This window comes from Kribbella caucasensis (genome assembly GCF_004361855.1).
Taxonomy (GTDB): Bacteria; Actinomycetota; Actinomycetes; order Propionibacteriales; family Kribbellaceae; genus Kribbella; species Kribbella caucasensis.
In genome coordinates this window covers 250,551-260,537 of record NZ_SNWQ01000014.1, presented here as the reverse complement: position 1 = coordinate 260,537, position 9,987 = coordinate 250,551, and the positions used below count along the sequence as shown (strand labels likewise).

The following is a 9,987-nucleotide window of genomic DNA, read 5'->3' as shown; positions in this document are numbered from 1 at the left end:
CTGAACTGTCTCGACAACAGCCAGTGTTCAGAGGCCACGAGCCCCTACCCCGCAGGCAGAGACCGCGTGTCGTGCCCGGTCAAGATCGAAGAGCCACCATGGGTCTGGCGGCGAACCCGCGGCAAGTCAAACGGTTCATCAATTCGTTTCTCTTGCTGCTCAGTATTGCCAGCATGCGAGCGATGCGGATCAATCATCGCCTGATCGCCGGGCTCGTCGGACTGCAACTTCGCTGGCCCGCGGAATACCAAGATCTGGCCGAGGCGGTCTATTCGGAGGACAGCGATCCGCTGGCTGGATTGACCTCAGCGGACCAGCCTGATCTGGCGAGGTACTCCAAGGCCTTCTTCTCGCCGACGCCCAAGGCGGACGAGTTGCGGGCCGTCATGCATCTCGCCGAGTCCGTGACCCAGCCGGAGCCGTACAGCGGATATCAGAGCGGGGAGTATCAAACCACCACCGCGAGTGCTCAAGAACTGAGGGAGGTGGCCAGCTCGGAGATTCTGACGGCACTCGGCCGCAAAGGATTCAAGGAGTCAGCCAGAGCGGCTCACATCTTCTATCACCGGGAGCTGCCGAACCACCGGGTGCGGATAGGCAAGACCGTCGTCCGGTTCGAGGCCAAGGATCCCCTCGGTCGCTGGTTGCTCGGATTGTCACTGTACTTGACCAAGGCGCTGCCTGAGGCCGTTGAAATGATCGACGATTTCTCGCTCTTGCGCGCCAGGACCAACAGTGCGATCGAGGCTAGCCATGGCCCGGCATCTTTGCCGAGGCCCGACATCTTTGAGCATTGACACCAGCTGCGCGAGGTAGCTGGCGGGAGCCTGCGATAGAACGTTGCCCCTGGGGACTCCGCGGCCCGCGTGTCCCCAGGTCCAGGCTGTTTCTTCTGTGCTGTCAGCGCGTCGCCTGGGCGGCTCGTTCGATCACCTTGGTGATTGCACTCGGGTTGGACACCAGGCCGAGGTGGCCGGTTGCGACTCGGGTGATGGTGGCGTGGGCGCGGAGGGCCATGAACTCCTGGGCGGACGGCGTGATGATGCGATCACCGGTGCCGAGCACGTACCAGGACGGGATCGTGGCGTAGGCCGGCGTACCTGATGGCTCGTTTCCGGCGCTGAGGGTGAGGGGCCGCTGGGAGGGATAGAGGTTCTCGGCCTCGCGGCGTGGCACCCCGGACGCGAACGACGTCACGAAGGTGTCGTGCTTGAGGTACAGATCCACGTCACCCGCGGGCGCGCCCGGGTACGGGACGAAGTCGAAGACGGTGGTGGGATCGACGGCCAACGCGGAGTCGGCGCCAGCCAGTGGGAAGATCATTTCGCCCTGAGCGGGCGCGAACGCGTCGACGTAGACCAGCGCCTTCACGTTCGGATTGCCGGTCGCCGCGTTCGTGATGACGGCACCGCCGTACGAGTGGCCGACCAGGACGATCGGTCCGGACATTGTGGAGAGGAAGTTCCTGATGGTTGCGGCGTCGTTGCTGAGGCTGCGCAACGGGTTCGGTGGCACGCGGACCGGATAGCCGTGGTCCTGGAGACGGCTGGTGACCTTGGCCCAGCTGGATCCGTCGGCCCACGCGCCATGGACCAGCACGACGGTGGGCTTGGGCCCGCCCGAGTCTGACGCCGCCGCAGGTGTCACTGCGGTCAGCACCATGGCCAGGATGGCCACGAGCACGGTCAGCGCACGCGGATGTGGTCGTTTGCTGTTCATCGAGATCCTTTCGTCAGGCGACTGTTCGCCGGGAGGGCGTAGAGCATGACGAAGTCGTGGATGATTCGGTACGGCGCACGGCAGTACGCCGTACCGCGTCGAGTAATGCTTGCCCGCGGGCAGAGCGCTACGACTGGAAGAACTCCAGCAGGTCGGCGTTGACCGTATCGGCGTGTGTGGTCGGCATGCCGTGCGGGAGGTCCTTATAGGTCTTGAGGATCCCGTTCTTCAGCAATTCCGCCGACTTCGGGCCTGATGCGACGTACGGAACGATCTGGTCGTCCTCGCTGTGGATCACCAGCACCGGGATGGCGATCTTCTTCAGGTCCTCGGTGAAGTCGGTCTGCGAGAACGCGACGATGCCGTCGTAGTGGGCTTTCGCTCCGCCCATCATGCCCTGGCGCCACCAGTTCGCGATGATCGCCTCGGAGGGCTGCGCACCCGGCCGGTTGAACCCGTAGAACGGCCCAGACGGCAGTGCGCGATAGAACTCCGAGCGGTTGGCCGCGAGTTGGGCCTGCAGGTCGTCGAAGACCTCCTTGGGCAGGCCGTCCGGGTTGGCGTCGGTCTTCACCATCAATGGTGGGACCGCGCAGAGCAGCGCGGCCTTGGCGGCCCGGCCTTCGCCGTGCCGGGCCAGGTAATGCGTGACTTCGCCGCCGCCGGTCGAGTGGCCGACGTGGATGGCGTCGTGCAGGTCGAGATGTTTGACCACTGCGGCCAGGTCATCGGCGTAGTGGTCCATGTCGTGACCGCCGCCGGTCTGCATGGACCGGCCGTGACCGCGGCGGTCATGGGCGACGACGCGATAGCCGTGCTGCAGGAAGAACAGCATCTGGTTGTCCCAGTCGTCGGCTGACAGCGGCCAGCCGTGACTGAACACGATCGGTTGGCCGTCGCCCCAGTCCTTGTAGAAGATTTCGGTACCGTCGCTGGTCGTGATCGTTCCCACTGTGGTGCCCCCCTCGAGCACGTCATCCGGGCATGACTCAATTGGACCTGGACGGGCTCGGAACGGCCCAGGCCTTGGGGTCCGCGCCGATCGTCGTCGGTACGAAACCCTTTGTCAGCAAGAGGTTTGGTGGCCTCGCCACCCCCACGTCACCTTAACGCGAGACAGACGAACTGACGAGCCCTCATGTCTTCATACAGCGAACCGCTCCCCGTATGAATCGCCGGTCGTTCGGTCGAGTGCCTGTCGTACCTGCGTCGGCTCCGCTGGCTCCGCGTCCGTGTGAGGGTCTCAGGACCGAGGTTCCTCTTGGCCGGGTACGACGAAGCCCGACTCGTACGCGAGTACGACGGCCTGGACGCGGTCGCGCACGCGGAGCTTGGCGAACAGCCGGTTGATGTGGGTCTTCACGGTTGATTCGGCGACGAACATCTCGAGCGCGATGTCGGCGTTGGAACGCCCGGCGGCGACCAGGCGCAGCACCTCGGCCTCCCGGTCGGTGAGCTCCGCGAGGGGTTGCGGTTTGGCACCGGGTCGCGGGCGTGACACGAACTCGTGCACAAGTCGCCTGGTCACTTCCGGTGCCAGGAGTTCCTTGCCCGCGGCCACGGTGCGGACGGCGTGCACCAGCTCGCCTGCGGTCGTGGTCTTCAGGACGAACCCCGAGGCGCCGGCGTGCAGCGCGTCCCATACGTTCTCGTCGGCGTCGTAGGTGGTGAGCACGACGACTCGCCCAGGCCAGTCAGGATCGGCGCAGAGCCTGCGGGTGGCTTCGATCCCGTCGAGCGTGGGCATCCGGATGTCCATCAAGACGATGGACGGTCTCAGCGCGCGCGCCTGCTCGATCGCGCCGACTCCGTCGTCGGCCTCACCCACGACCTCCAGATCCGGTTGCGCTTCGAGGATCGCGTGGAACCCCGCCCGTACCAGCGCCTGGTCATCGACGATGAGCACCCGGATCATGCGGCGGTCACTTCTGCTCGAGCGGGAACGTGGCTCTGACGTACCAGCCCGGGCGATCGGTGCGGGGACCGGCCTCGACCCGGCCGCCGTACAGCTGGGCTCGCTCCCGCATACCCGCCAGTCCGTAGCCGGGATCCGCGACCTTGGATCCCGACGGCTCCGCGTCGTCGATCACCTCGATCTGGAGTGCGGCAGGTTCGAAGCGCACGCACACGTGGGCCGAGGCGTCGCCCGCGTGTTTGCGCACGTTGGTCAGCGCCTCTTGCACGATGCGATAGGCCGACAGCGCCAGGCCACGGGGCAGCTCGCGTCGACCGCCCGCGATCTCCAGCGACACGGTGCGCCCGGACGCCTGCTCGGCGCGGACCAGCTCCGCCACCTCATCCAGCGTCGGCTGCGGGTGGCGAGCCTGTCCTTCCGACGGGCGGAGCACACCGAGCAGGTGCTTCATCTCCACCATCGCCTCTCGCCCGGTCCGCTGGACCTCGTGCATCGCGGCGCGTGCGCGCTCCGGATCACGGTCGAGCAGTTCGGCTGCCGCAGTGGCCTGCACCACCATCGCGGACAGGCCATGTGACACCACATCGTGGAGCTCGCGCGCGATCCGGGCTCGCTCATCCTCGGCGGCCTTCAGCGCCCGCTCCTGCGCGGATGCGGCGACGGCGGCCGCCTTCGCGTCGGAGTCGGCGGCGGCCACGACGCGGCGCCGCACGAGTACGCCGGTCAGCCACGGGCCGGCCACCACCAACGCACCGAACCCGTAGTCAGAAGGCCCACCCCCGTCGGCATAGATGAGACCAACGACGACCAGCAGACCAAGCAGCAGTCCCGCCGCCGCGGCGGCGAACTCCGAGTGAGCTCCGACCGAGTACGCCGCGATCAGCGCACAGGCCAACGTTGCCAGCTGAGCATTGGCGGGCACGCCGGCCACGGACTGGATCAGGAACAGCAGCAGCACGGCGACCAGCACGACGAGTGGGTGACGGCGCCGAAACACCAGCGCCGCGGCCATGCCCATCACGGACACCGAGGCGACGAGCCGATGCTGATCAACCGCACCTGCGACGATCTCCAGCAGCCCGGCGAACCCAACCACGCCACCGAGCAGCAGATCCTCTCGCGCTGACTCCGATCGGAAGCCGGCCGACCACCGAGTGCTCACCGATCGACCCCAACGCGCGGTCCGCACGGTCATGGCAACGATTCTGCCAGCGAGCCCGACTCTCGACATCCACCCTGCGGGCCGCGGGCTTCCACCCGCGGGTGGAACCCACCCCGGCAAGACCCATCCGCGAGACATTCGCGCCGATCCCCGGATGGATGCTTACGCGGCCGCGAACGCTGCAGCGTAGACGACATCGAAGTCATGAATCCCCAAGGGAGAAACGACATGAACGCGATGTCGGAACAACAGCACCGCGACATTGCGGTGCCGAGGGATGCGGATCCCGTACAGCTGCCGCAGTACACCCGCCGGATGGTGCTGGCCGTCTGGGCTGCTGCCGCCGTGCCGATGGGGGTGCTGGCGTGGCTCGTGGCGCCGGCTCTCGCGGGTCACGGCGCTTCCGAGAAGCGCTTCGCCGTCAGCTTGCTGGTCGCGTTGACGCTCGGCCTGCTGTGGCAGGCCGTCCTGGTGCTCTTCCTCGTGATCCGTGAGCGTCGTGATCCGTCGTGGACCTCGCTGCGCGATCGGCTGTGGTTGAGGTCCCCGCACACCGCGACCAGGCGAGGCGGGCGGTTGTGGTGGTGGGTCGTCGCCTACGCATCGGCCTTGGCCGCGGTGGATCTGGCGCCTTTCGGCCTGACCGGCCCCGCGAACCACAACCTCGGCGTGTTCCTCGGATCCGAGGCGGGCCGGCAGACGTTCCATCACGCGTGGGGTCTGTACGCGCTGGTCGCTGTCGAACTGGTGCTCAACACCGTCCTGGGCGAGGAACTGCTGTTCCGGGGCCTGCTGCTCCCACGGATGAACGGGGCCTTCGGCCGGGCCGACTGGGTGGTGAACGGGTTGCTCTTCGGCATCTACCATCTGCACGAGCCGTGGGTCATCCCCAATGCCGTGGCCACCGGATTCCTGTGTGCCGGACCCACCAAGAGGTTCCGTAGCGCATTGATGGGCATTGCCATCCACTCAGTGGAAACGGTCTTCTTCCTGGTGGTTCTGCTAACCGTGGTACTCGGTTAAGGCGGCGGACGCGAGATCGACACGATCTCGCGTCCTCCCGCGTCCCTGTCCGCTGCCTGCGGCAGCTATCGCGTGGTCAACCGCTAGTCGGCTCGAATGCGGGCTGGTCGATGGTGAGGGTCATCGCATCGGCGTCGACGGTGGCCTCCACCCCGAGCGGCAGGGTCGCGATGCTCGGACCGTGGCCGAGTGGCAGCCCGTAAAGGATCGGGATGCCGAGATGGTTGAGTCGATCGAGGAGGACTTCCTCGAGCGTCTTCGTATGTGGCGCGGAGGTCCATTCGTCCCACTCGCAGCCCGCCAACTCGCTGACCACGATTCCCCGTACGCCCTGGAGCTTGCCGCTCTGTTCGAGGTGAAGCAGGGCTCGGTCGATCTGAATCGGTGCACGGCCGGTCTCCTCGAAGAAGAAGATGGCGCCGTCCAGCTCGAACTCCCACGGCGTACCGATCGTGTGCTGGAGGTCGCTCAGGCAGCCGCCGACGATCCGGCCGCTGGCCCGCCCGCCCACCAGGCCGATGAGGTTGAGCCGCTCCGAGTCCGGCGGCACCGCTCCGGTCGTCTGTCCCGACAGTACTTTCAGAAACCGCTCACTGGTGAGCGCAGGCACCGATGGACTTCCGAAGTGGGTCAACGAGGGGCCGTAGAAAGTCGCCAGACCTGCGAACCTGCCTAACGCCGTATGCAATGCGGTGATGTCGGACATCCCGATGAACGCCTTCGGGTTGCGCCCGATCGCTTCGAAGTCGAGGAGCGGGATGAGCTGCGCGGAGCCGTAGCCGCCGCGCATGGTCAGGACGGCGTCGATCTCCGGGTCTGCGAAGGCGTCCTGGACATCGCGGCTGCGGGTCTCAGGGCTGCCGGCGTGCCACTCCTGGCGTTCGAGTGCTCCGGCAGCAAGCTTGACCCGATACCCGTGCTCTTCCAGCCGGCGAACGGCGCGCTCGACCTGAGCACGGCTTTCCGCCGGGCTGCCCGGCGTGACGACGCCGATCGTCGAGCCCGGTGGCGCGGCTTTCGCCACGACGGTCTTCATGACGGGTCCGTTGACGGACCCCGAAGCGCGGTGCGCACGGTCATGCCGGCAAGTCTGCCAAGGAAACCCAGGTCTCGACATCCACCCGGCGGCCGCGGCGAGGTCCACCCACGGGTGGAACCCAGTCCAGCACGACCCACCAGCCAGACGCTCGCGCCGATCCCTGGGTGGACGCATGCGGGGCCGCGAACGCCGCACAGTCGAAGACATCGGAGCCAAAGCCGGATGGAGAACGACGTGAACCCGATGTCGCAACAGCAGCAACGCCGCAACGCCGCAGCCGAATCCGCAAGCCAGGCGCGCGTACACAGGACCGTCACGGCGGTCGGCCTGGTCGGATCGGCGGCACTGGTCGCCGTCGGCGGAGTCATTGCGCCTCCGAACTCCGGTAGACCCGATGAGCTCTACTGGATCGCGACCGAGGCCTCCGGCCGGCTGATGGCCGAGGCGATCGTGATGGTGGTGTCGTCGATCCTGCTGGTCTTCGGCGTGATCGGCGCGGCGCGACTGGTGCAGGGCCGGGGCCGATACCTCGCCCGGGCGGCGGCGCTTCTCGGGGTGATGGGCGCGCTCGGCCACACGGCGTACTCGACGTTCGCGCTGCTGCTGCCCGCCATCGTGACCTCTTCGGCCAGCCGTGCCCACGCGATCGACACGCTCGAAGCCATCGGCTCCAGCGCCGGTGGCGCGGTCGTGCTGCCGCTCATCACGGCGTACGCCATCTCTGTGGTGCTGCTTCCCGTCGCGCTGTACCGCGGTCGGCTGATCCCGCTGTGGGTGGTCGGGCCGGCAGCCGCGGCCGTCGCCATCGAGGCCTTCCCGGCCGGCGCAGTCGACCTCAGTCTCGCCAAGTACGCCCTGGCACTTGCCACCGCCACGGCCATCGCCGCCCGGATCCTCCAGCTGAGCGACGACCAGTGGCGCAACCCTCACACAACTATCGAGAGGACCGGTCATGGGACGAATTGAGCTCCATCGGCTGACCAAGCACTACGGCACGGTGACAGCCGTCGAGGATCTCGGCGTGACGTTGGATTCAGGCACTATCACCGGATTCCTGGGCGCCAACGGTGCCGGAAAGTCCACCACCTTGCGGATGCTGCTCGGGCTGACCAGGCCGACCTCCGGTCGGGCCACCATCGACGGATTCGAATACGCCGATCTGCGCAGCCCGGCGCGAGTCGTCGGCGCGATGACCGACCCTGACGTGTTCCACCCACGCCGGTCGGCCCGCGATTCGCTCCGGGTACTCGCCCGGGTGTCCCGGATACACGAACGCCGGGTCGATGAGGTCCTGGAGCTGGTCGGCCTGGGCGACGCGGCCCCTCGGCGTACCGGCGGGTTCTCGATGGGCATGCGTCAGCGGCTCGGGCTCGCGAGCGCATTGCTCGGAGACCCGGAGACACTGATCCTCGACGAGCCGGCCAACGGGCTCGACCCGGCCGGTGTGCTTTGGCTGCGACGGCTCGTGCGCGGGCTCGCAGCCGAGGGCCGGACCGTGCTCGTCTCCAGCCACTTGCTCGCCGAACTCGCCCAGACCGTCGACGACGTCATGGTCATCGATCGCGGGCGCCTGATCATCCACGGTTCGATGACCGAGCTCTTCGACACCACAGCGTCCGACTCGCTCGAGGACCTGTTCTTCGGCCTCATCCAGAAGGGACAACCGTAATGAAGGACTTGATCGCCGCCGAGGCGCTGAAGTTGCGCACGCTGCTGATCTCACGGGTCGTCCTTGCGGTCGCGGTCGTGATCTCCGCACTCGGAGGCTTCTTTCTCGGTGATGCAGGCGAGGACGTCACCCCGACCGCCGCCGTCGTCGTGTCCGGCCAGCCCATGTGGTTCCTTGCCGTCATCGTGGCCGTGCTCTCGGTGGCCGGGGAGTTCCACCACCGCACCATCCGCACCACCGTGTTGCAGACTCCGCAGCGGTCCCGCGTGATCGTGGCCAAAGCCATCGTGGTCGCCGTGTACGGCTCGCTGATCGCCGTGGTGGGATCGGCAGTGAGTGTCATGGCCGCCGTCGTGACGCTGCGGTTGAAGCACGACGTACAGGTCGACTGGAGCCTCGACGTCGTGACAACCGTGCTCGGCGTTGCCGCCCTTGGCGCAGCGTGGGCCGTGCTGGCAGCTGGTGCCGGAGCACTGCTGCGCAGCAGCACGGTCGCCATCGTTGCCGTGCTGGTCTGGAGGCTGGTGCTAGAGGGCATCCTGCCGATAGTCACCCGAGCTCCCGCGATCGCCAAGTGGCTACCCGGCCACGCGGCCGACGCCGTGCTGTACGACGGCGGCCCGACGCTCCTGCAGCCATGGGCCGGCGCCCTCGTCTTCGTGGCGTACACCGCGATCGTCGTCATCGCGGGATCACTCGCCTTCGTCCACCGCGACCCCGCCTGAGCGTTCCCAGGAGGAACCATGCACGCTCCCGCAACCCCGACGTTCAGCGCTACGACTGTGCACACCATGCTCTCCCGCGGGGTGTGGGCACTGCCGGTCTACGCCGTACTGCTCGGCCTGAGTACGTTGACGCAACAGCCTGACTACGCCACTGACTTCGAGGCGTACGCCGCCTACGTCACCACCAACACGTTCCTGGTCAGCCACCTCGTGGCCAGCATCGCCGGTGCAGCGGTCGGCATCGTCGGAGTGGTCAGCCTGGCGGCAGTGCTGATCGGGTCCGGTGCCCGATCCGGCCGAATCCTGATCGGCGCCGTCCTAAGCATCGCTGGAAATGTCGCGAACACAGCACTCTTCGGTGTCGCCGCCTTCGCCCAACCCGCGATCGGCCGAGCCTACCGAGCCGGTGAAGAGTACGCGGTCGCTCTCAACGCCGACGTGTACGGCCCGGAGCTGATCGCCACAGCCGTCACCGGCCTCGCGTTGTTCATCGCCGGCGCCGTGCTTCTCGGTACCGCGACCGCGCGGGTCGACGGGCTGCGTGCGAGCGGAATCACCTACGCGGCTTCGCTGACGATCTTCGTCGTCGCCAACTTCACGATCCCGATCCTGCAACCCGTCATGGCAGCCGCCTTGACCATCGCCACCCTCGCCATGGCCAGGCGCCTGAACCAAGGCGGGTCATGACCACGACATCCAGCCAGACGAACGACTGGCGCCACCTGACGGTGGCGC

The 9,987-nt window shown here is 67.2% G+C and carries 11 protein-coding genes; 6 read left to right on the top strand and 5 right to left on the bottom strand.

Annotated features, from left to right (window positions below; translation table 11 throughout):
• Positions 1 to 98: 98 nt before the first annotated feature.
• The gene (locus EV643_RS27530) at positions 99 to 797 is read left to right on the top strand and encodes a hypothetical protein (protein WP_133803047.1); all 699 of its coding nucleotides are present in this window, start codon (positions 99 to 101) and stop codon (positions 795 to 797) included.
• A 103-nt stretch (positions 798 to 900) separates the two neighbouring features.
• On the opposite strand, the gene EV643_RS27525 is transcribed toward EV643_RS27530, so the two are convergent.
• The 4 genes from EV643_RS27525 to EV643_RS27510 form a co-directional block, all read right to left on the bottom strand.
• Positions 901 to 1,719: an alpha/beta fold hydrolase gene (locus EV643_RS27525; protein WP_202869782.1), complete on the bottom strand. Its 819-nt coding sequence runs from the start codon at positions 1,717 to 1,719 to the stop codon at positions 901 to 903.
• Positions 1,720 to 1,846: 127 nt separating this feature from the next.
• Positions 1,847 to 2,671 (bottom strand): alpha/beta fold hydrolase, encoded by an 825-nt coding sequence (locus EV643_RS27520; RefSeq protein ID WP_133803046.1) that lies wholly within the window; start codon positions 2,669 to 2,671, stop codon positions 1,847 to 1,849.
• 291 nt (positions 2,672 to 2,962) lie between these two features.
• Positions 2,963 to 3,634, bottom strand: coding sequence for a response regulator (locus EV643_RS27515; RefSeq protein WP_133803045.1), 672 nt, complete (start codon positions 3,632 to 3,634; stop codon positions 2,963 to 2,965).
• 7 nt (positions 3,635 to 3,641) lie between these two features.
• On the bottom strand, positions 3,642 to 4,829 hold the full coding sequence (locus tag EV643_RS27510) for a sensor histidine kinase (protein WP_166665600.1): 1,188 nt from the start codon (positions 4,827 to 4,829) through the stop codon (positions 3,642 to 3,644).
• 195 nt (positions 4,830 to 5,024) lie between these two features.
• Between EV643_RS27510 and EV643_RS27505 the strand changes: the two genes are divergently transcribed.
• Positions 5,025 to 5,819, top strand: coding sequence for a CPBP family intramembrane glutamic endopeptidase (locus EV643_RS27505; protein ID WP_202869781.1), 795 nt, complete (start codon positions 5,025 to 5,027; stop codon positions 5,817 to 5,819).
• A 76-nt stretch (positions 5,820 to 5,895) separates the two neighbouring features.
• Here EV643_RS27505 and EV643_RS27500 read toward each other — a convergent pair whose 3' ends face one another.
• Complete coding sequence (locus EV643_RS27500; RefSeq protein ID WP_166665599.1) at positions 5,896 to 6,855, bottom strand: S66 peptidase family protein; 960 nt, start codon at positions 6,853 to 6,855, stop codon at positions 5,896 to 5,898.
• A 225-nt stretch (positions 6,856 to 7,080) separates the two neighbouring features.
• Here EV643_RS27500 and EV643_RS27495 point away from each other — a divergent pair, with 225 nt between their 5' ends.
• The 4 genes from EV643_RS27495 to EV643_RS27480 are packed head-to-tail and all read left to right on the top strand — an operon-like array spanning position 7,081 to position 9,939.
• Positions 7,081 to 7,824: a hypothetical protein gene (locus tag EV643_RS27495; protein WP_133803042.1), complete on the top strand. Its 744-nt coding sequence runs from the start codon at positions 7,081 to 7,083 to the stop codon at positions 7,822 to 7,824.
• The gene (locus EV643_RS27490) at positions 7,811 to 8,527 is read left to right on the top strand and encodes an ABC transporter ATP-binding protein (protein ID WP_133803041.1); all 717 of its coding nucleotides are present in this window, start codon (positions 7,811 to 7,813) and stop codon (positions 8,525 to 8,527) included. The genes EV643_RS27495 and EV643_RS27490 overlap by 14 nt, the downstream gene beginning before the upstream one ends.
• Positions 8,527 to 9,252: an ABC transporter permease subunit gene (locus EV643_RS27485; protein WP_133803040.1), complete on the top strand. Its 726-nt coding sequence runs from the start codon at positions 8,527 to 8,529 to the stop codon at positions 9,250 to 9,252. Before EV643_RS27490 ends, EV643_RS27485 begins: the two co-directional genes overlap by 1 nt.
• An 18-nt stretch (positions 9,253 to 9,270) precedes the next feature.
• Complete coding sequence (locus EV643_RS27480; protein WP_133803039.1) at positions 9,271 to 9,939, top strand: hypothetical protein; 669 nt, start codon at positions 9,271 to 9,273, stop codon at positions 9,937 to 9,939.
• Positions 9,940 to 9,987: the final 48 nt, after the last annotated feature.

Coding starts and splice junctions, on each gene's coding strand:
- EV643_RS27515 (WP_133803045.1), bottom strand. CDS start 3,634: ATGATCCGGGTGCTCATCGTCGATGACCAGGCGCTGGTACGGGCGGGG.
- EV643_RS27495 (WP_133803042.1), top strand. CDS start 7,081: ATGGAGAACGACGTGAACCCGATGTCGCAACAGCAGCAACGCCGCAAC.
- EV643_RS27490 (WP_133803041.1), top strand. CDS start 7,811: ATGGGACGAATTGAGCTCCATCGGCTGACCAAGCACTACGGCACGGTG.
- EV643_RS27510 (WP_166665600.1), bottom strand. CDS start 4,829: ATGACCGTGCGGACCGCGCGTTGGGGTCGATCGGTGAGCACTCGGTGG.
- EV643_RS27500 (WP_166665599.1), bottom strand. CDS start 6,855: ATGAAGACCGTCGTGGCGAAAGCCGCGCCACCGGGCTCGACGATCGGC.
- EV643_RS27525 (WP_202869782.1), bottom strand. CDS start 1,719: ATGAACAGCAAACGACCACATCCGCGTGCGCTGACCGTGCTCGTGGCC.
- EV643_RS27505 (WP_202869781.1), top strand. CDS start 5,025: ATGAACGCGATGTCGGAACAACAGCACCGCGACATTGCGGTGCCGAGG.
- EV643_RS27480 (WP_133803039.1), top strand. CDS start 9,271: ATGCACGCTCCCGCAACCCCGACGTTCAGCGCTACGACTGTGCACACC.
- EV643_RS27485 (WP_133803040.1), top strand. CDS start 8,527: ATGAAGGACTTGATCGCCGCCGAGGCGCTGAAGTTGCGCACGCTGCTG.
- EV643_RS27530 (WP_133803047.1), top strand. CDS start 99: ATGGGTCTGGCGGCGAACCCGCGGCAAGTCAAACGGTTCATCAATTCG.